Annotated in this window: 19 protein-coding genes; 12 read left to right on the top strand and 7 right to left on the bottom strand. The window is 46.2% G+C overall.

Translation table 11 applies throughout. From position 1 onward, the window contains the following. Positions 1-83: 83 nt before the first annotated feature. The 3 genes from AC3EBE_RS04030 to AC3EBE_RS04020 all read right to left on the bottom strand — a co-directional run bounded on the left by AC3EBE_RS04030 (position 84) and on the right by AC3EBE_RS04020 (position 3,808). A complete protein-coding gene (locus AC3EBE_RS04030) occupies positions 84-1,430 on the bottom strand; it encodes a GntP family permease (RefSeq protein ID WP_488593721.1) in 1,347 nt (448 codons plus the stop codon). Positions 1,431-1,551: 121 nt separating this feature from the next. Then, positions 1,552-3,087, bottom strand: a complete 1,536-nt coding sequence (gntK, locus tag AC3EBE_RS04025; protein ID WP_488593720.1) for a gluconokinase — start codon at positions 3,085-3,087, stop codon at positions 1,552-1,554. After that, positions 3,080-3,808 carry a GntR family transcriptional regulator gene (locus AC3EBE_RS04020; RefSeq protein WP_488593719.1) on the bottom strand — a complete coding sequence of 243 codons (729 nt, stop codon included), beginning with the start codon at positions 3,806-3,808 and terminating at the stop codon, positions 3,080-3,082. The genes gntK and AC3EBE_RS04020 overlap by 8 nt, the downstream gene beginning before the upstream one ends. Before the next feature lie 253 nt (positions 3,809-4,061). Here AC3EBE_RS04020 and AC3EBE_RS04015 point away from each other — a divergent pair, with 253 nt between their 5' ends. The 3 genes from AC3EBE_RS04015 (at position 4,062) to AC3EBE_RS04005 (ending at position 6,110) form a co-directional block, all read left to right on the top strand. Beyond that, entirely contained in the window at positions 4,062-4,190 is a 129-nt protein-coding gene (locus AC3EBE_RS04015) for a YjcZ family sporulation protein (RefSeq protein ID WP_488593718.1), read from the top strand. 185 nt (positions 4,191-4,375) lie between these two features. Beyond that, complete coding sequence (locus AC3EBE_RS04010) at positions 4,376-5,161, top strand: arylamine N-acetyltransferase family protein (RefSeq protein WP_488593717.1); 786 nt, start codon at positions 4,376-4,378, stop codon at positions 5,159-5,161. A 76-nt stretch (positions 5,162-5,237) separates the two neighbouring features. Further along, complete coding sequence (locus tag AC3EBE_RS04005) at positions 5,238-6,110, top strand: AraC family transcriptional regulator (RefSeq protein WP_488593716.1); 873 nt, start codon at positions 5,238-5,240, stop codon at positions 6,108-6,110. 35 nt (positions 6,111-6,145) lie between these two features. Here the strand turns inward: AC3EBE_RS04005 and AC3EBE_RS04000 are convergent, their stop codons facing one another. Next, positions 6,146-6,469, bottom strand: a complete 324-nt coding sequence (locus tag AC3EBE_RS04000; protein ID WP_488593715.1) for a hypothetical protein — start codon at positions 6,467-6,469, stop codon at positions 6,146-6,148. Between the two features lie 183 nt (positions 6,470-6,652). Between AC3EBE_RS04000 and nhaC the strand changes: the two genes are divergently transcribed. After that, the gene (gene nhaC / locus AC3EBE_RS03995; protein ID WP_488593714.1) at positions 6,653-8,104 is read left to right on the top strand and encodes a Na+/H+ antiporter NhaC; all 1,452 of its coding nucleotides are present in this window, start codon (positions 6,653-6,655) and stop codon (positions 8,102-8,104) included. Between the two features lie 109 nt (positions 8,105-8,213). Further along, positions 8,214-8,363: a hypothetical protein gene (locus AC3EBE_RS03990; RefSeq protein WP_488593713.1), complete on the top strand. Its 150-nt coding sequence runs from the start codon at positions 8,214-8,216 to the stop codon at positions 8,361-8,363. Here AC3EBE_RS03990 and AC3EBE_RS03985 read toward each other — a convergent pair. Continuing rightward, positions 8,353-8,721 (bottom strand): hypothetical protein, encoded by a 369-nt coding sequence (locus AC3EBE_RS03985; RefSeq protein WP_488593712.1) that lies wholly within the window; start codon positions 8,719-8,721, stop codon positions 8,353-8,355. The two genes, AC3EBE_RS03990 and AC3EBE_RS03985, sit on opposite strands and share 11 nt — an antisense overlap. A gap of 175 nt (positions 8,722-8,896) precedes the next feature. On the opposite strand from AC3EBE_RS03985, the gene AC3EBE_RS03980 reads away from it, so the two are divergent. Then, positions 8,897-9,712: an EcsC family protein gene (locus tag AC3EBE_RS03980; protein WP_488593711.1), complete on the top strand. Its 816-nt coding sequence runs from the start codon at positions 8,897-8,899 to the stop codon at positions 9,710-9,712. Between the two features lie 281 nt (positions 9,713-9,993). Here the strand turns inward: AC3EBE_RS03980 and AC3EBE_RS03975 are convergent, their stop codons facing one another. Continuing rightward, entirely contained in the window at positions 9,994-10,410 is a 417-nt protein-coding gene (locus AC3EBE_RS03975) for a VOC family protein (protein ID WP_488593710.1), read from the bottom strand. 248 nt (positions 10,411-10,658) lie between these two features. Between AC3EBE_RS03975 and AC3EBE_RS03970 the strand changes: the two genes are divergently transcribed. The 4 genes from AC3EBE_RS03970 (at position 10,659) to AC3EBE_RS03955 (ending at position 15,075) form a co-directional block, all read left to right on the top strand. Beyond that, on the top strand, positions 10,659-11,543 hold the full coding sequence (locus AC3EBE_RS03970; protein ID WP_488593709.1) for an ABC transporter ATP-binding protein: 885 nt from the start codon (positions 10,659-10,661) through the stop codon (positions 11,541-11,543). Continuing rightward, positions 11,544-12,770: an ABC transporter permease gene (locus tag AC3EBE_RS03965; protein WP_488593708.1), complete on the top strand. Its 1,227-nt coding sequence runs from the start codon at positions 11,544-11,546 to the stop codon at positions 12,768-12,770. A gap of 223 nt (positions 12,771-12,993) precedes the next feature. Further along, positions 12,994-13,983, top strand: coding sequence for a Gfo/Idh/MocA family protein (locus tag AC3EBE_RS03960; RefSeq protein WP_488593707.1), 990 nt, complete (start codon positions 12,994-12,996; stop codon positions 13,981-13,983). A 105-nt stretch (positions 13,984-14,088) separates the two neighbouring features. Then, the gene (locus tag AC3EBE_RS03955; RefSeq protein ID WP_488593706.1) at positions 14,089-15,075 is read left to right on the top strand and encodes a glycoside hydrolase family 43 protein; all 987 of its coding nucleotides are present in this window, start codon (positions 14,089-14,091) and stop codon (positions 15,073-15,075) included. A gap of 315 nt (positions 15,076-15,390) precedes the next feature. Here AC3EBE_RS03955 and AC3EBE_RS03950 read toward each other — a convergent pair whose 3' ends face one another. After that, on the bottom strand, positions 15,391-16,551 hold the full coding sequence (locus AC3EBE_RS03950) for an ROK family transcriptional regulator (RefSeq protein WP_488593705.1): 1,161 nt from the start codon (positions 16,549-16,551) through the stop codon (positions 15,391-15,393). Positions 16,552-16,879: 328 nt separating this feature from the next. Here AC3EBE_RS03950 and xylA point away from each other — a divergent pair, with 328 nt between their 5' ends. Beyond that, positions 16,880-18,211 (top strand): xylose isomerase, encoded by a 1,332-nt coding sequence (gene xylA, locus AC3EBE_RS03945; protein ID WP_488593704.1) that lies wholly within the window; start codon positions 16,880-16,882, stop codon positions 18,209-18,211. Positions 18,212-18,366: 155 nt separating this feature from the next. Next, positions 18,367-19,866 carry a xylulokinase gene (xylB, locus tag AC3EBE_RS03940; protein ID WP_488593703.1) on the top strand — a complete coding sequence of 500 codons (1,500 nt, stop codon included), beginning with the start codon at positions 18,367-18,369 and terminating at the stop codon, positions 19,864-19,866. Positions 19,867-19,876: the final 10 nt, after the last annotated feature.

Genomic DNA, 19,876 nt, shown 5'->3' with positions numbered 1-19,876 from the left:
TCTCATGTTCCAGAATGGAACACAAGAACCGTCCCCATGTTCCAAAAAAGGTCAGCCCCGCAAATGGGGCTGACCTTTTCCAATTATACAAACAAGCTAAGCAGCAGGATGAATCCTAATCCGGCAACAGAGATGATCGTTTCGAGCAGTGTCCATGTTGCGAATGTTTCTTTCATGCTGAGGCCGAAGTATTCTTTGAACATCCAGAAGCCTGCGTCGTTTACGTGGGAAGCGATCAAGCTTCCTGCGCCTGTTGCAAGTACGACAAGTGCAAGGTTGACGTCAGTCTGGCCAAGCATTGGGATAACTAGACCTGCGGTTGTTAGTGCTGCTACTGTCGCAGATCCTAGAGAGATACGAAGGATCGCTGCGATAATCCATGCAAGCAGGATTGGTGACATTGATGTTCCTTTGAATAGCTCTGCTACATAGTCACCTACGCCGCCGTCGATCAAGACTTGCTTGAAGGCACCGCCGCCGCCGATGATCAGAAGCATCATGCCGATGTGCGAAATAGCTGTTGTACAAGAGTCCATAACAGTTTTGATCGGGATTTTACGAGCAATACCCATTGTGTAGACAGCTACAAGCAATGAGATCAGCATCGCTGTTCCAGCTTCACCGATGAAGCGGATTCCCAATAGCAAGCTATTATCTTCAAAACCTAGTGTTTTTTGAAGCAAAGTGATGATTGTTGCGATTGACATTAAGATTACAGGTAAAAGTGCTGTGAATACGCTGATGCCGAAACCAGGTGTTTCTTCAAGCTTGAAAGATTTTTGCTCGCCTAGAGAAGCGATGTTTCCTGTTTTATTGAATGATTCTGGTACAAGTCTCTTAGCGATTTTCGTGAAAACTGGTCCTGCAAGGAATACAGTTGGAATTGCGATGATGAAACCATAAAGCAATACTTCACCAATGTTTGCACCATACTCACCAGCAATAACTGTTGGGCCTGGGTGAGGAGGCAGGAAGCCGTGTGTTACAGATAAAGCGGCAGTCATTGGAATACCAAGGTATAAAATAGAAATCTTCAATTCTTTTGAAATAGCGAATACGATTGGGATTAATAGAACTAGACCAACTTCAAAGAATAGAGCGACACCGATAATGAATGAAGCAGCTACGACTGCCCATTGGATGTTCTTTTCACCGAATTTGTTGACCAAAGTCATCGCGATACGCTGGGCACCGCCGGAATCTGCGATCAATTTACCAAGCATTGCGCCAAGACCAAAGATCAGCGCCAGGTGGCCAAGCGTTCCGCCGAGGCCGGCTTCGATTGTTTTAACGATGGCATCCAAAGGCATTCCAAGTGCCAGAGCGACACCGAAGGAAACGATGATCAATGAAATGAATGTGTTCAGCTTTAAGCCCATGATGAGTAAAAGTAAGGCTAAGATACCAATTGCGACAATAACCAATGGCATTTTGTTTTCCCCCTAAGATGTGTTTTTATTTGTTCCCGCTTGTAGCGGGGCAGTTCCTTTTGTGAAAAATAAAGCGCTGTCATTCATGGCCGGGGAAAAAGGTTTCCCCCGTTCAAAGGACTTATTTTATCAAGCCTCTTTGATAGTTTGCGATTCGTGTATAATCTTGTTCCAATGCTCTCGACAGGCTGATGAAGATGGGCACGAGCTGTCGGTATTCTTTGGCTGCGTCTTCATCTGGTGTGTGCATATGCGTGCTGCCGATCATCTCGGATGCGACTTCGAATGAGTCGATTTTTCCAGTGGCGTAAAGGCCAAGGATGCAAGCGCCGAGGCATGAGCTTTCATAGCTCTCCGGCACGACCACGTCCGCATCGAAAATATCGGACATCATCTGGCGCCATACTTCAGATCTTGCGAAACCGCCTGTTGCCTGGATTCGTGTAACCGGCTCTTTCATCGCTTCTGTCAAAGCCAGATAGACCGTGTACAGGTTAAAAATAACCCCTTCAAGCGCGGCGCGGATCATATGCTCTTTTTTATGGGACATCGTCAATCCGAAGAATGATCCTCTGACATCCGGATTCCATAATGGCGCGCGTTCACCGGCGAGGTAAGGGTGGAATAGCAATCCATCCGCTCCAGGGCGGACACGCTCAGCGATTTTTGTCAGCACATTGTAAGGATCGATGCCGAGCCTTTTCGCCGTTTCGACCTCGGAAGCGGCAAATTCATCACGGATCCAGCGGAAGATCATGCCGCCATTATTGACAGGGCCGCCGATGACCCAGTGCTTTTCCGTCAAGGCGTAGCAGAAAATCCGGCCTTTTTCATCGGTCTGCGGTTCGTCGATGATCGTTCGGATCGCACCGCTTGTCCCGATCGTGACGGCAATTTCACCTTTGCCGATCGCGTTGACGCCGAGATTGGAAAGGACTCCATCACTTGCGCCGATGACAAAAGGAGTTTGCGGGTCAATGCCAATCTGTTTGGCGATCTCATGATTGCAGTTCGTGAAGACTTCCGTTGTCGGAACGAGCCTGGACAGCTGATTTGGTGTGATTCCGGCAATGCTTAATGCTTCCTCATCCCAAGCCAGTTTTTTCAGATTCATCATTCCCATCGCAGAGGCGAGCGAGTGATCGACGACATATTCATCAAAAAGCTTTTTAAAAATGAATTCCTTGATGCCAATATATTTTTTCACCTTAGTGGCGATTTCAGGACGGTCGTTCACAATCCAGGCGATTTTGCTTAAAGGCGACATCGGATGGATTGGCGTTCCAGTACGCTTGTAGATTTCATGTCCATTCAGCTCATCCTTGATTTTGTGAGCCCATGCTTCACTGCGGTTGTCGGCCCAGGTGATGCAAGGAGTCAGCGGTTCATCGTTTTCATCGATGGCAATGACGCTGTGCATCGCGCTGCTGAAAGAAACGAAGCTGAGCTTTTTGCTTGAATGATGCTTCATGATTTTTGTGATGGCTGTCAGGACGGCCATGAAAATTTCTTCAGGGTCCTGTTCAGCGGTTGAGATATCAGGCGTGTAAAGCGGGTAGCCGATATTCTCCTGGGCGATGACTTCGCCTTTTTCGCTGAAAAGAACAGCCTTTGTGCTTGTGGTGCCGATGTCGACACCCAGCATATAATTAGTCACTTTTCTCAACTCCCCTGGAAAGCGTTTGCTGCGATATCCAAAGGTCATCTACTTTACCTTGAACATCATCAAAATTTTGGTGTAAGGATTTAATCATAAGTTCGCGATTCTTCGTTTTGATGGCTTCAATATAAAGCTCGTGATTATCGATGATGCGCTGGAAGTCTTCGTACTTTTCGACGATCCGCGCGCGCATCGATAAAAGGATGAAAGCTTCCATTACAGGCTTCGTGTTGTCCCAGATCATCTTAATATAGGAATGGTTGATCGCCCGGATGATCGTTTCATGGAATAAAACGTCCTGCAGGCTGAACTCGTCGGCATCCTTGTATTTGATGGCAATTTTCATCATCTCAAGGATTTTGCTGAGCTCCATTACGAGTTCGGTTGTATCTATTTTTGTCAGTCGTTCAAAAACAAATGATTCAATTAATAGGCGGACATCATAAATTTCTTCGATATCCTTTTCAGTCAGCCCGATGACGACGGCACCCATACGCTCAAGACGAATCAGATTTTCCGCGGAGAGAATCTTCAGCGCCTCACGGATCGGTGAGCGGCTGACATTGAATTCAGCAGCCAGCTTGTTTTCTGAAAGAATGGCACCGCTTTCAATCAAACCTGAAATAATCTGCATTCTCAGCTCGCTCGCAACCCGGTCGCCAGTCGAAGCCTTCGAAAGCCATTTTTGAGGATAAAGAAAATCATTCTTCTCACTCATTTATTACACCTTCTTATTAATCAAGTATACTTGTATACAAGTATATTAAATCCGATTCCGAAAAATTGCAAGCGTTTTCTAAAAAAGTTTTGGAACATGGGGACGGTTCTCGCGTTCCAGAATGGAACAGGAGAACCGTCCCCATGTTCCAGGATTTTCTTTGCGCGGTAGGCGGGTGTCCAGACATCTATGGGTATTTTGCATATGTATAGGTATAGGCCTTAAGGTTTGTAACGACGAGGAGGTGAATGTTATGGGCTTTTACGGATATGGTGGTTATGGCTGCGGCTACGGCGGTGGCTATGGCTATGGCGGAGGCTTCGCCTTGATTGTCGTTCTATTCATTCTGTTGATTATTGTTGGATGTGTATGCTGGAGGTAGTCATTACTCAAAATATGGCATCCCGAAAACCCTTCCTGACTTTTTAGCAGGGAGGGTTTTTGGCGCTCAGCTATGCCTCTTTTATCGTCCAAACCGGCCAACACTCCGCCGAGTTTTTTCTTTATTTTGCCTAAGGATTTTAGAGGTATACTAAAGTTATGAAGATTGGTCTGGGAGGTACATATATGAACGATTTAAACACTTTATTCCGCAAGCGGATTGGATTTCCGCAGCATGAAAGCATTTCTTTTAACACCCTGGGGACTCTGCTTGAAAAAACGGCTTCAGCAATTCCATTTGAGAATCTTTGCGCGATTGCCGGGGATCAGACGGAAATCACGGAAACAAATCTGATGGAAAAAATCCTGGTGAACAATGAAGGCGGACTCTGCTATGATTTGAATCCGATTTTCTATCTTTTTTTACAGGAGAATGGGTTTGACGTCCAGCTTGTCCGCGGCGCGGTGTATGTGCCTGAGATTGACGGTTTCAGTCCGACGGGCAATACGCATGTGGCGATCATCCTGACTCACGATGATAAAAAGTATATTGTCGATACGGGGTTTGGCGGGAATCTGCCGCTCAAGCCGGTGCCGCTGGATGGTACAGAAGTCAGCAGCTATAATGGGGATTTTCGAATTATCCGTGAGGAAAGTGAGTTTGGGAGCTATTATCTGGAAATGAAGCTGAAAAACAAGCACTATGATTGGCAGAAGGGCTATGCATACGATGTGGAGCAGCCTGTTTCCGCTATCCAGGAGCTGAATGAATCAAAACGAATCATTACCGAGCACCCTCGTTCGCCTTTTAATAAGAAGCCATTGCTGACAAGAGTGACTGAAGAGGGCAGCATGGTGCTGACGGAGACCAGTTTTACACAATGGCAGAAGGGCGAGATGGTAAAAGAAGAAATCGACGCTGAACGATACAGGCAGCTGGCGAAGGCGTATTTCGGAAGAGATATCAGCTAGCCTGCAGGATCGGGCACGGATAGTCGGATGATGCTCTTCAAATCCTGTTAATCTCTAGAAGAAGGGAGGTCATGAAATGGATGTACTGAAAAATATCAATGCAGCGCTTGACTATATCGAGGCTCATCTTAATGAAGAAATTGATTCCAAAGAGGCTGCCCGGATCGCGCTTTGTTCGGAATATCATTTTAAAAGGATGTTTTCATTTCTTGCCGGTGTTCCGCTTTCCGAATACATCAGGAGGCGCCGGCTGACGCTTGCGGCGTTTGATTTGCGGACGAGTGACATGAAGGTGATTGATATCGCCATGAAATACGGCTATCATTCGCCGGATTCTTTTACCCGCGCGTTCCAGAATTTGCACGGCGTCACCCCGACGGAGGCAAGGCAAACTGTGCATTTGCTCAAGTCATATCCTCGAATGACCTTCCAGCTGACGATTAAGGGAGGAAATGAAATGAACTATCGAATTCTGGAAAAAGAAGCATTCCGCATTGCTGGGATCATGAAGAGGGTTCCGATTATTTTTAACGGAGTCAATCCGGAAATCGCGCAGATGTGGCAAAGCCTGGATGAAGCGAAAATCCAGCAATTAAAAGCACTTTCGAATGTGGATCCTGCAGGGTTGATTAGTGCCTCAGTGAACTTTTTCGAAGGGCGGATGGAGGAAAAAGGGCAGCTAGACCACTTTATTGGCGCAGCCACGACAAAGGAGTGCCCGGACAATTTGGCACGCCTCGAGGTACCAGCCTCCACCTGGGCGGTATTCGAAGCGGTCGGCCCATTTCCGGAAACGCTTCAGGGTGTATGGGGACGCATCTATTCGGAATGGTTTCCATCATCCAGCTATGAACAGGTGAAGGGACCGGAGATTTTATGGAACGAAAGCAAGGACGTCTCGTCTCAAAAATTCAGGAGCGAGATCTGGATCCCTGTTATGAAAAAATAAACGAAAAAGGTGCGTTCCAAAAATTAGAGCGCACCTTATCTGTTATTAAAATAAACCTCCAGTGCATCCTTGATGTCATTGACATGGCCTTCAGTTCGGATTCGATAATGGTCGCCATCGAGGCTGGAGGCGAACTCGCTGATTCCCTGATGCTTCAGGAAGTCATCGATATCGGACAGATGCTCGCCCTCGTTCTTCAGGCTTTTTTGGCCGACAAGGTCGTCATTCACATAGACATCATAGCTGTCCTCGTTGAGCTTTACCTTGTTATCACTATTGTCAGCGTTAAAAATATACGGTGGAATGATTCCGCCGCCGACACCACTGCCGCTGTTTCCGGCTCCGTTATTGAATGTCATCGCAAGCCCTCCTGCTTTCTTTTTGCTTTACTATTCCCTTTAATGGACAGAAATAAGACAGAAATTGACTGTTAGTTAAAAATTCCCACGTAAATTATGTGAAATTTCCAAACTTTAACCAAGCCTACTTTGCCGGAATTTGGGTAGATATAGATAACAACCAAGTCAGCAAGGAGGAAGACAATGGAACGAAACGGTGAGAAAAAGGTGCCATTTGGACTGGCGATGATTCCTATTTTGGTCATGGTCGCGGCAATGGCGCTGACAATCATTAAATTTGAGGGAGGCCCTCATATCCCGCTGATCATCGGGACGATTGCGGCGGGTCTCGTTGCCTGGTTTGCAGGCTTTAAGTGGAATTTTATCGAAGAGGGAATTTATAAAGGAATCAAAATGGCTCTGCCTGCTATTTTAATCATTATTACAGTAGGAATGATCATTGGTTCATGGATTGGCGGGGGAGTAGTCGCGACCATGGTTTTTTATGGGTTAAAAATCCTGAGTCCATCGATGTTTCTCGTTTCAATTTGTGCTATCACAGCCATTGTAACTTTGGCAATCGGCAGCTCCTGGTCAACGATGGGGACGATTGGCGTTGCAGGGATGGGAATCGGCATGAGTATGGGCATCCCCGCTCCGATGGTGGCAGGCGCCATCATTTCCGGCTCCTATTTTGGCGATAAAATGTCGCCATTATCAGATACAACAAACCTGGCGGCTGGCATTACCGGTGCCGATCTATTTGAACATATCCGCCATATGGTTTACACAACGTTCCCGGCATTGGCGATTGCCCTGGGGGTCTACTGGTACCTAGGCAGGGATTTCAGCAATGCCGATGTCGATAACCAGCAAATACTCGAGATCATGAACATCATTCAGGACAAGTTTGTTGTTTCTCCATGGCTGCTGCTCGTACCGGCTGCGGTGATTTTACTGGTAGCATTCAAGGTGCCGGCCCTTCCGGCATTGATGGTCGGTGTCTTCTTAGGCTGGATAGCCCAATTCACGGTACAGGGCGGAACAGTGGCCGATGCAATCAATACACTGCAGGGCGGTTATGTGCTGGAAACAGGCAATAAGGCGGTGGACGACCTTTTTACCCGCGGCGGAATTGATTCAATGATGTATACGGTATCGCTCGCGATGATTGCGATGGCGTTTGCGGGCATCATGGAGCGGACAGGCATGCTTGCTTCGATTGTTGAAAAAATACTGAAGCTGGCCCGATCCGGACGAAGCCTTGTCGCTTCAACGGTGGCGACCTCATTTCTCACGAATGTCGCAGCAGCGGAGCAATATGTATCGATCTTATTGCCGGGAAGGATGTACACAAAGGCATATGAAGATAAAAACCTGCATCCGAAAAATCTGTCGCGGGCGCTCGAGGATGGAGGCACGGTCACATCCCCGCTTGTCCCATGGAACACCTGCGCCGTGTTTATCATCTCGACGCTGTCCGTCCATCCGTTTCAATATATCCCATATGCCGTGCTGAACTTCACGGTTCCGATTTTATCGATTATTTTTGCCATGCTCGGCTTTAAAATTGAGTATCTGAAGAGGGAAGCAAAACAGCCGAAGACGCTTAAGAAGGTATCTCTCGTCAGGAATACCAATAACCAGCTTTCCTAATCCATGCATCTGCGGGTCTCCATTGAGGAGGCCCTTTTCTTTGCCTGATTGTCACATTTTTATTAGGTATGGATTGATATAATGAAAGAAAACGAGGTGGGTGGCGAGAATGATGATGTTACCGGCTATTATAATATGGCTGATTGGGTTTGCGATTCTGTATTTTGTGATTGAGACCGCAGTCAAGAATGGGATTAATAAATCGATCCTCGGGCAAGTGGAGAGGGAAAAGGTACGGGCGGGGAGTGTTAAGGAATAAACGAATCCTCTTCTTCTGCCAATACCTGTGCTCCGCCGACAGCTTCGATTGCCGCTCCTGCGGATTGGATTAAGTCTGAGGAAACGAGAATCTTCCTGAGCTGTCGGATAAAGGCCGGGTCGTTAACCGAAATCTCTTTTGTGACAGTCACTGCTTCGATTGTTTGTCCGATCGCCTGTACCCAGACGCCGGTCACAATTTTTGCTTCGCCTTCCGATTCCCCGTTCAATGTGTACAGCTTCGTTAATAAAATTGCCTCCGTAATCTGGGCCATGGCCTGAACCCATAGTGCCGCGGAAATCTGCTTCTCAATTTGTAAAATCAATTCCTCTTTCGTCAGGTTCCCCTCTTTATCCACTTTTTCTGCCTCCCTTATGGATCCTGCCCAGGCATAATACTTAATTATATTCAGGGACTGAGCAGGCGAATGGGCAAGGCGCCCAGGTATCTGAATAAAAACAATCTGAAATTGAAACCTTTTCACGGTTTGAATCGTTATAACATGTATCAAATTTGACAGGTGGATGACGCAGATGGAATCAAAGGAACAGCTTTTGAGCGAGCTGGCACAGATTGAAAAATGGGAAAAGGACCAAAAAGGGCTATGGTTTTGGGAAAAGCTGACCCGCCTGCCTTTTAAGATGCTGGACCGGTTCACGCCAAAGTTCATCCAGGAGAAGGTCGGGATCCTGCTTGATGAGCTGGGGAGCTTCATCCAGACGGGCGGGCAGTATCTGTCGAGCGAGAAATCTGTGTTCGATTTTTTCGAGAAAAAGACGGGACGGAAAGTCTATCAGCTTGCTGACCTGCAGGAAGTTCCCGTCGAGGAAATGAAGAAGGTTTCCCTGGAGTTAGGGGAACAGCGCAAAAAGGCTGCGACGATCCAGGGGGCGAGCACCGGAATCGGCGGCATTTTTACCCTGGCGATCGACATCCCCGCAGTGCTGGCCCTTTCGTTAAAAACGCTCCAGGACATCGCAATCATTCACGGCTTTGACCCGAGGGATAAGAAGGAGCGGGTGTTCATTATTAAGTGCCTGCAATTCTCGTCCGCTGATGTCGTTGGCAAGCAGGCGATTTTGAACGAGCTCGGCGATTATCACAACGAAAACCGCTCCCGCGAAGTCATCTCCCAGCTGCAGGGCTGGCGCGAGGTCACGCTTGCCTATACAGAATCCTTCGGCTGGAAAAAGCTGCTGCAGATGGTGCCGGTGGCCGGAATCGTCTTTGGCGCCTTCGCCAACCGGTCGATGGTAAGCGACCTTGCCGAGACCGGGACGATGCTGTATCAGAAGCGGCGGATTTTGGAGCGGCTGGATTCGAGGGGTGCCGCTGAAACTGAGGAGTAAGGGGATTGGCGGGATGGTTGGTGACTAAAATTTCTAAGCGCGGTAAAAAGACTTGATTGGTGACCAAAATTTTGAGGCTGGCATAACCAATAGGGTTGATTGGTGACCAAAGTTTTCGAGGCTGGCGTAAAAAGGGTAACCAATAGGCTTGCATGGTGACCAAAATTTCGAGGCTGGCGCAAAAATGGTAACCAATAGCTCCCATTGGTAACCGAAAATCAGCTGTGATTCCAAAATAGGTAACCAATCGCCATCCCTGATTTGGCCTATACCACCAGCCTCTACCCAATCCCATTCGTATTCTGCAGCACAATCCGCCAGCCGTCCGGATCTTCAATCGTCACGCCGGCTCTTTTCCAATAAGGGTTCTCCGGTTCGACCTCGGGATAGCCCATATTATTCAGCCTGTTCACAATCGCATCGCGGGCAGCTTTGTCGGGAATGTAGAAAACAAGCAGATTGTCCTGTGTCGGCGCGGGGCAGGCGCTGCCATGTTCATGCTGGGTAAATTCGAGGTGGTAGCCGACCTCAGGCAGGCCGAGCATGACACCGTCATAGCCATCATGCTTTTCAAACGAACCAACGACCTTCAGGCCCACTCCATCTCTGTAAAACTCCACGACTTTTTCGAGCTGATCCGTTGGGCGCGCGATCCTGAACTGTACAGCCGGAAGCTGTTCAGACCATTCTTTCTTCATTGTTAACACCCCATCATTTGTATTGTTTGTTTCATTATATATCCCAACAAGAAATCTCAACTCATAAAAACGGATGAAAAACTCTCAGACTTTAGTTTGAGCAGAGGGAAGGTTCTCCTGCAAAAAAGGAAGCAGGAGAACCTTCCCCGTGATTGCAACTGGAACAGGAGAACCGTCCCCATGTTCCAGTTGTTTTAGATGGGAAAATATTCTAATATTGGTTTATAGGTCTTAAGGAGGATATGGATGTGCTTGAAATAACTGATTTATCGAAGCGGTATGGTGGGAAGGTTGTGGTTGAGTCGCTTTCTTTCTCGGTTTCGCCTGGTGAGGTGTTTGGTTTGCTGGGTCGGAATGGTGCCGGCAAGACCACGACGATCAAGATGATGCTTGGCCTGGTTGCTCCGGATGGGGGCACGGTGAAGTGGAATCACAAGCCCGGGTTGAGCCATGTTTCATACGGCTATTTGCCGGAGGAGCGGGGGCTTTATCCGAAGACGAAGGTTTCCGACCAGCTTACATACTTTGCGAAGCTTGAAGGCATGGGCAAGAATGATATCAAGAAAAGCATAGATTACTGGATTGATAGATTTGATATCGGCCAATACCGCAATAAGCTTGCGGGCGACCTGTCGAAGGGGAACCAGCAGAAGGTCCAGCTCGTAGCGACGCTTTTGCATAATCCGGAACTGATCATCCTCGATGAGCCGTTCAGCGGACTGGATCCGGTCAATACGAACCTGCTGACTGAGGTCATTTTGGAAGAGAAAGAGAAGGGCAAGGTGATCATCATGTCCAGCCACCAGATGGACCAGGTTGAGAAGTTCAGTAAGCAGGTGGTGCTGATGAAGGAAGGAAAGGCTGTCATCACCGGCGACCTTTCAACCGTGAAGGATTCCTATGGCATGATGTATTTATCCTTGTTTGGCGACGTCGGCCGGCTGGCAAAATTCTGTTCAGCGAACAATTATGCTTTTGAGCAGGAGGCGAAGCGTGTCATTGTTTCGTTGAAAAATGACCAGGACCACCTTGCGATTTTGTCCCAATTAAAGCAGGAGGGTGTCAGCGTCAATGAGGTTACCTACCTTCAGCCGACCCTTCACCAAATTTTCGTCGATAAGGTGGGATCCTAAATGAACGCATTAGGCACAGCATTTCTGTTCCATTTTAAAGAGCAGCTCCGCTCAAAGAGTTTCCGGATCACGTCCATCGTCATGTCTGTCGTCATTTTCGGTTTCTTTGCCTACAATCATTTCGCGGACAAGGATGAGGAAGTCAGAATAACGGTGATCAATCAGTCCTCGTATGAAGTGAATGAAGCCGCGCTTGGAAAAATGGTCGATGGCCTTCAATATGAAGAGGTCAAAGCCGACAAGCTCGATGCGCAAAAAGAAAAAATCAAGGACCAGGACCTTGACCACTTAATTGTGATTGAGGAAAAGGATTCCCTCCCGGTGATTGATTATTCTTATCACCGTTATCCTGATTCCAGTGTGATCTATGCCTTCTCCACCCTTTTACAGCCGCAATACCTTCAAAAGGTGGCAGCGGAGCATTCGATCAGCCCTGATGCCGTTGGCGACTTGTTCGCGACGATCCCGGTAGAGAAAAACATGCTTGCTGAAAACAACGGCAGCCTTGGGATCGTGTATGTATTCATCTTCCTGATGTATACGTTCATCCTGATGTTCGGGCAGGCGATCGCGATGAGCATCACGAGTGAAAAGTCGACCCGCGTCATGGAAGTCATGATCACGAAAATCAAGCCGATCTATATGCTTTTTGCCAAAGTGTTTTCAAACCTGGCGGCCGGCCTGATCCAGGTATCGATTTTCTTCCTCGCCGGATATATCGCCTACCTGATTGGCTGGATTAAAACCGACCAGCTAAGCGTATTCGGCTTTTCATTCGATCTGTCGCAAATCGATGCAGGCCTGATTGCTGCCTTCATCTTCTTCTTTGCCTGCGGCTATTTGATCTATGCCTTATGCTTTGCGGCCCTGGGATCATTGATTTCAAGGACAGAGGATTTGGGTAGTGTCATGGGCCCGGTCATGATGCTCGTGATGGGTGCCCTGATGATCGGAATCAAGACGATGATGGACCCAACAGGCGGACTGGTCACATTCGCTACATACTTCCCATTCTTCTCGCCAATCGTCGCCTATTCAAAGTACGTCATGGGCGAACTATCAGGGCTGGAACTCGCAGGAAGCGGGGCGGTCCTCGTAGCATCCATTTTGCTGATCGCCTACCTCGCCTCACGCATCTATGTAAAAGGCGTCATGATCTACGGCGAAAAATTCAAGTGGTCCCAGCTTGGTGACATGCTGAAGAAAGAGAAATCTCAGTCATTATAGCTCGTAGGAAGCTCTCCCGTACAAGTATGCGGGAGAGCTTTTTTGGTTAATCGAAATTCATTTGTTTTATGTTTTGAAAGAATATGTTACGTTGTGAAAGGAAAGACCCAGGGCTTCCTGCGTTTTTTTTAGCTTTTACTGCCTCTGTTGTTTCTACAGCGCCAGTTTATGTATTCTTTAAAATCAGGACCTTTTAGATAGGGTCTAAAGGGAGGAATGTTCAATGCGAAAAATTAGATGGGGAATCCTGAGTACGGCTAACATTGCCCAGACACAAGTGATACCTGCAATTCAAAAATCGGCTTTAGCAGAGGCTGCAGCGATTGCAAGTTCCAGCGGCAAGGCGGGCGAGGCAGCTGCGAAACTGAATATTCCAGGAGTATATGAAACGTATGAAGAACTGCTGCAGGACCCTAATATCGATGCTGTCTATATTCCTCTGCCCAACAGCCTTCACCGCAAATGGGTCCTCGAAGCAGCAAAGCACGGCAAGCATATTCTTTGTGAGAAGCCTGCTGCGTTAACAGCCGAAGAAATGAAGGAAATGGACAGGTATTGCAAGGAGCAAAATGTCATTTTCATGGAAGCCTTTATGTACCAGTTTCATCCTCAGCATGAGCGTGTCAAGGAGATCATTGCCTCCGGGGAGATTGGAGAGGTTAAACTGATGCGCAGCAGCTTCTCCTACTACATGGAAGACCATGACATGAACATCCGCATGGATAAGAGTCTTGGCGGTGGCAGTATTTATGATGTTGGCTGTTATTGCATACATGCACTGAGACATATTTTAGATGCCGAGCCTGTAAAAGTAAGAGTACAGGGCCAACTCCATCCGGAAACAGGTGTAGATGTGTCAGCTGTTGGATACCTGGAATTCGAACAGGGAATTCAAGGTGTGTTTGATTGCAGTTTTGAAGCATTTTTCAGGCAGGAATATGAGCTGGTAGGGACAAAGGGGAGGATTTTCGTACCTAGAGCCTTCCGTCCGGATGTGGATTCTGGTGCAGGACTCATTACTGTTGAAACGAATGGCCAGCAAAGAACCGAACAGGTCGCCGGAGATATCTATTTACATGAGGTAAATCATTTTTCAGAGGCAATCCTGAAAAAGAAAGCCCTCATCTATCCGGCAGAAAAGACAATCGCGAATATGCGTGTCATTGATGCCTGTTATTACTCACTTGAAAAGAATGAAGAGGTCATTTTATAGTATGGGACGTTTTTTTTGTTAAGTTAGTTGTTCGAGTATACAAAGTGGAAGGAATTTCGTTATAATAGATTTGTGAGTATTTTAATAACTTAATTGGAGGATGTTATGGGGAAAAATTCTAAACCTAATGAACCTTTAGTTACACATATTTTTACGGCAGATCCTTCCGCGCATGTTTTTGATGGCAAGCTTTATATTTATCCTTCACATGATCTTGATCATGATGAGCCTTCTAACGATAATGGGGACCAGTATAAAATGGAGGATTATCATGTCCTTTCCATGGACGATGCCGAAGCACCATGTGTCGACCATGGGGAAGTGCTTCATTTAAGAGATATTCCCTGGGCGAGTAAGCAGCTATGGGCCCCTGATGCTGCCTTTAAAAACAACACCTATTATTTATTTTTCCCGGCGAGGGATCAAGAGGGGATCTTTAGAATTGGCGTGGCGACAAGCCCAAATCCTGCAGGGCCTTTCAAGCCTGAGCCGAATTATATTCCTGGCAGCTTTAGCATTGACCCTGCGGTGTTAGTAGATGAGGATGACAAAGCATATGTTTATTTTGGCGGCTTATGGGGAGGACAGCTTGAAAAATGGCAGACTGGAACGTTTGAGCCTGATGCAGAAGGTCCAGCTCCGACGGCACCTGCTTTAGGGCCAATCGTTGCTGAATTAACGGATGATATGCTGAATTTTAAAGGGGAGCCACAGGAAATCTCCATTGTAGATGAAGAGGGCAATCCAATTCTTGCAGGTGACGAGGACCGCAGATATTTCGAGGGTCCATGGGTACATAAGTACAATGGCCTTTACTACCTTTCTTATTCTACGGGTACCACCCATAAAATTGTTTATGCCGTAAGCGAGAATCCACAGGGGCCATTTGTATTTAAAGGTACTATCCTTACTCCTGTTATCGGCTGGACAACACACCATTCCATTGTTCAATTCAAGGATAAATGGTATTTGTTCTATCATGACTGCTCAATGTCAGATGGCGTGAACCATAAGCGTTCTGTAAAATTCACGGAACTAAAATACAATGAAGATGGAAGTATTCAAACGATTGACCCTTATGGTGATCAGTAAATATAACAAGTAAACCCGATTCAAAAGCTGAATCGGGTTTTTACTTTATTGGCTCTATTAGAATTAACTGTTGATTTCCGTTCCAGGCGCTTCGCTTTCCTCTGAAGAATTATGAAAAAGCCCAACTGCCGGCTTTTTCATGAGCAAATTCTTCTTGGGGCGTGCGGTGAGCCTCCTCGACGCTTAGCTCCTGCGGGGTAAAATGGTCCTTCTTTTCAGACCATTTCTACCGGGGTCTCACCTGCCCGCTTTATCCCGAAGGAGTCTTCGCGCTTTCCACTACAATCAATAATGGGCAATAACATAGCCACTTTATTAAGCCTTTGCTTCTTCAGTTTTTATAAAATGTTCAACGACAAATGCAGATACACCCAGAGCAGTTGAATATTTTCCTAGATTAGAAAACTCCAATTGCATTTCCTTCTGGTGGTAGGCAAGGGTATGATTCTCGATCGTCGTAAGGATGGGTTTCTCAATCCATTCTCTTGCCATGGCTAAACGGTTTCCTATAATCACTTGATCAGGATTGAAGGTATTGATGATGTTATTGATTCCGTAACCTAGATATTGCCCAATCTTTTCGAAAAGGCTGATTGCGGATACATCGCCGTCCGTGGCATGTGTTATCAAGGTTTCCAGTGAATCGAAGTTTTCTCCGGCCATTTCCAGCAGGGCATTTTCAGAGGCGTATGCTTCCCAGCATCCGCTGCTTCCGCAGTTGCACCGTTTTCCGTTCAATTCGATAATCATATGTCCCATTTCCCCTGAAAATCCGCTTCTGCCCTGATATAGCTCTTTGTTCAAAATGATTCCGACACCGATACCAATCCCCGCACTCACATAAAGAATGTTTTGATGGTCCTGGCCTGCCCCAAACTGCTGTTCACCAACAGCACCAGCATTTGCCTCGTTCTCGATGATGATTGGTACGCTGAAGATTTTCTCTAAGTCCTCTTTTAATTGGATGTTTGTCCAGCCTAGATTTGGAGCCAGCAGGACTGAACCTTCTTTGTTTACTATTCCAGGGACGCCAACTCCAATACCGACAATGCCATACCTGCTGTCTGGCATAGTATCCATCAAAGATTGAATCATTGATTGGACAGTACTGATAATCGAAGAATAGGAGGTCCGGCTCACATTCAGGCTTTTCTCGATGATGATTTTCCCTTTTAGATCCGTCAAAACTGCCAGGACATAGTTGACGCCGATATCAACACCAATCGCATAGCCAGCATTTCTATTGAAGTGGAGGATGACCGGCCTGCGTCCTCCGCTCGATATGCCGGGACCGGATTCATAAATTAAGTCTTCCTCTAATAATTCGGTTACTAAGGAAGATACGGTCGTCTTATTCAAGCCTGTTACACTGGCAATGTCTGCCCTTGAAATTGTCTCTTTTTCAATGATCAAACTCAATACCAATGCTTTATTATTCTTCTTGACAACATGCTGATTCCACGTCAGGATTCCCACTTATTAAAAACTCCTTATTCAATAGTTAATTTATTTTATCATAATCTTAGTTTGCCAAACATACAAACTTGGAAGGAAGGAGTTTCCCAAAGTATGTAGAATAGCAGCAAGGTATTAGAAAAGAACTTATATTTAAGACATAGATTTTGATGGAATCATACATGAAAAATAGTTTTTATAATCTTAGTTTATCAGATAGACAAACTAAGTAACCGGTGCTATAATTTGACTTGTAGCAGGATAGAAGATGTTTTTTAAAACGAGATTTTTGTAAGCATTTACATTAACAGGTTTTAAACCAAACAACTTTTCAGGGAGGAATTACGGCATGGCATATTTTGATTCAGTTAACAAAATCCAATTTGAAGGTCCAGGCTCCAAAAATCCTTTTGCATTTAAATATTATAATCCTGAAGAATTAATTAATGGGAAATCGATGGAGGAAATTCTTCGTTTCTCTGTTGCATACTGGCACACTTTTACTGCTGATGGCACGGATCCATTTGGTGCTGGGACTGCGATCCGTCCGTGGGACCGATTCCAGGGCATGGATTTAGCAAAAGCCCGGGTTGAAGCGGCATTTGAACTTTTTGAAAAATTGAATGTTCCTTTCTTTGCCTTCCACGATGTAGATATCGCTCCAGAAGGATCTACTTTAATAGAAACAAACGAAAATCAGGACGCGATTGTTTCAATGATTAAAGATTACATGAAAACCAGCAAAGCCAAATTGCTTTGGAATACGGCAAATATGTTCACTAACCCTAGGTATACTCATGGTGCAGCGACTTCTCCGAATGCGGATGTATTCGCCTACTCTGCAGCTAAAGTGAAAAAAGCCCTTGAAGTGGCAAAAGAGCTCGGTGCACAAAACTATGTGTTCTGGGGCGGCCGTGAAGGCTATGAAACACTGCTTAATACGGACATGAAGCTTGAGCAGGATAACCTGGCCCGCTTCTTCCATATGGCAGTCGACTATGCGAAGGAAATTGGCTTGAATGTTCCATTCCTGATCGAGCCGAAGCCAAAGGAGCCTACTAAACACCAATATGACTTTGATGTTGCTACTGGTCTCGCATTCTTGCAAAAATACGACCTGACTGACTATTTCAAGTTCAATATTGAAGCGAACCATGCTACGCTTGCAGGCCATACGTTTGAACATGAACTAAGAACGGCACGCATCAACGGAATGCTTGGCTCAGTGGACGCCAACCAGGGTGACACATTGCTTGGCTGGGATACGGATGAATTCCCTACAGATTTGTATACGAACACATTAGCAATGTATGAAATTCTTAAAAATGGCGGATTAGGCAGCGGCGGCTTAAACTTTGATGCTAAAGTAAGAAGAGGTTCATTTGAGCCTGAGGATCTTTTCCATGCGCACATCGCAGGAATGGATGCTTTCGCTGTCGGCCTGAAAGTGGCAAATAAATTGATTGAAGATAAAGTTCTTGATAGTTTTATTGAAGAACGCTACAGCAGCTATACAACAGGCATTGGTCTGAAAATCGCTGAGGGCAAGACTAACTTGCGCGAACTAGAGAAATATGCCCTTCAATTAACAGAAATCAAGAATCAGTCAGGCAGGACGGAGCGCCTAAAAGCTGTCATCAACCAATACTTGCTTGAAACACTTTCTAGCGTGAGAGTTTAATTTTTCCAATAAAACATACATTATGGGGTTGTCCAGAAGGAGGGTCAGGCCACACATTATACTGTCCAGAAGTGAAAAAACTGCTGGATAAGGATGGATCGTGTGGGAAGACAGCCTTTTAGACGGCCCCATTTTTATAGAATAGGAGGATCAGGATGAAATACGTCATCGGTGTGGATCTTGGGACAAGCGCAGTGAAAATCCTGCTTGTGGATCAAAATGGGGAAGTGTGCAAGGAGGTTTCTAAATCCTATCCCCTTATCATTGAAAAATCTGGCTATAGTGAGCAAGACCCTGAGGAATGGATTGGTAAAACCACGGAAGGGCTGGCTGAACTAGTCAGCCAATTTGATGGAGATGTAAATGACATTGAGGGCATCAGCTTTTCCGGACAAATGCATGGCCTTGTCTTATTGGATGCAGATCACCAGGTATTGAGGAATGCGATTTTATGGAATGACACAAGAACAACGAAGCAGTGCGAGGAAATTTATAATGTTGTTGGCAAACAGAGGCTGTTAGAGGTAACAAAGAATCCAGCATTAGAAGGATTCACTTTGCCAAAAATTCTTTGGGTAAAAGAAAATGAGCCGCAAATATTTGAACGTGCCATCACTTTTCTGCTGCCTAAGGATTATTTGCGCTATCGCATCACGGGGAAGATCCAGATGGATTACTCAGATGCTGCCGGGACTTTATTGCTGAATGTAGCTGAACGGGAATGGAGTCAGGAACTCTTGAACGCATTTGGCCTTTCTCCTGAGTTTTGTCCTCCATTAGTGGAATCGCATGAGTTTGTTGGCACGATTTCACCCGGATTTGCCGAAGCAACCGGGCTATCGGAAAGAACAAAAGTGTTCGCTGGCGGTGCAGATAATGCTTGTGGTGCGATTGGTTCCGGGATTTTATCGGAAGGGAAAAGCCTGTGCAGTATCGGGACTTCTGGAGTTGTTCTTTCTTATGAAGAAAGGAATGATCTCGATTTTGCAGGAAAGGTTCACTATTTTAACCATGGGGAAGAGAATGCTTATTACACGATGGGTGTGACTCTGGCGGCAGGCTACAGCTTAAGCTGGTTTAAGGATACATTTGCAAAACAGGAAGCTTTCGACCGTCTTTTAGAGGGATTGGATGAAGTTCCAGCTGGCAGCAGCGGCTTGCTATTTACTCCTTATATCGCAGGGGAAAGAACTCCGCACGCCGATTCAGCCATTCGCGGCAGCTTCATTGGCATGGATGCTTCACATGAGCGCAAGCATTTTGCACGCGCCGTGCTTGAGGGAATTACGTTCTCGTTAAATGAATCAATTGAAATCTTCAGGAGCAGCGGAAAGACCATTGATTCCATCATTTCAATCGGCGGCGGAGCCAAAAATGAAACATGGCTGCAAATGCAGGCAGATATCTTCAATGCGAAAATCGAAAAGCTGACAAGTGAGCAGGGGCCCGGTATGGGAGCAGCGATGCTGGCGGCGTATGGCAGCGGCTGGTTTTCATCCTTAAAAGAATGTGCGGCAGCATTTATTCAAGTTTCTAAAACCTATGAGCCAATTCCTGAAAATGTAGCAATCTATCAGAAACTCTTTCCCATTTATCAAGGCGTTTACACTCAAACAAAAACGCTAAACGATCAATTACGGGAATTTAGAAGATAATCTAAACATA

Source organism: Mesobacillus sp. (genome assembly GCF_057785455.1).
The sequence above is the reverse complement of the archived record's forward strand: the minus strand, read 5'-3'. Positions and strand labels throughout refer to the sequence as shown.

Bases quoted from the DNA above. Each gene is read 5' to 3' on its own strand.
- AC3EBE_RS04030 (WP_488593721.1), bottom strand. From the start codon at position 1,430: ATGCCATTGGTTATTGTCGCAATTGGTATCTTAGCCTTACTTTTACTC.
- AC3EBE_RS04020 (WP_488593719.1), bottom strand. From the start codon at position 3,808: ATGAGTGAGAAGAATGATTTTCTTTATCCTCAAAAATGGCTTTCGAAG.
- AC3EBE_RS04015 (WP_488593718.1), top strand. From the start codon at position 4,062: ATGGGCTTTTACGGATATGGTGGTTATGGCTGCGGCTACGGCGGTGGC.
- AC3EBE_RS04010 (WP_488593717.1), top strand. From the start codon at position 4,376: ATGAACGATTTAAACACTTTATTCCGCAAGCGGATTGGATTTCCGCAG.
- AC3EBE_RS04005 (WP_488593716.1), top strand. From the start codon at position 5,238: ATGGATGTACTGAAAAATATCAATGCAGCGCTTGACTATATCGAGGCT.
- AC3EBE_RS04000 (WP_488593715.1), bottom strand. From the start codon at position 6,469: ATGACATTCAATAACGGAGCCGGAAACAGCGGCAGTGGTGTCGGCGGC.
- nhaC (WP_488593714.1), top strand. From the start codon at position 6,653: ATGGAACGAAACGGTGAGAAAAAGGTGCCATTTGGACTGGCGATGATT.
- AC3EBE_RS03990 (WP_488593713.1), top strand. From the start codon at position 8,214: ATGATGATGTTACCGGCTATTATAATATGGCTGATTGGGTTTGCGATT.
- AC3EBE_RS03980 (WP_488593711.1), top strand. From the start codon at position 8,897: ATGGAATCAAAGGAACAGCTTTTGAGCGAGCTGGCACAGATTGAAAAA.
- AC3EBE_RS03975 (WP_488593710.1), bottom strand. From the start codon at position 10,410: ATGAAGAAAGAATGGTCTGAACAGCTTCCGGCTGTACAGTTCAGGATC.
- AC3EBE_RS03965 (WP_488593708.1), top strand. From the start codon at position 11,544: ATGAACGCATTAGGCACAGCATTTCTGTTCCATTTTAAAGAGCAGCTC.
- AC3EBE_RS03960 (WP_488593707.1), top strand. From the start codon at position 12,994: ATGCGAAAAATTAGATGGGGAATCCTGAGTACGGCTAACATTGCCCAG.
- AC3EBE_RS03955 (WP_488593706.1), top strand. From the start codon at position 14,089: ATGGGGAAAAATTCTAAACCTAATGAACCTTTAGTTACACATATTTTT.
- xylA (WP_488593704.1), top strand. From the start codon at position 16,880: ATGGCATATTTTGATTCAGTTAACAAAATCCAATTTGAAGGTCCAGGC.
- xylB (WP_488593703.1), top strand. From the start codon at position 18,367: ATGAAATACGTCATCGGTGTGGATCTTGGGACAAGCGCAGTGAAAATC.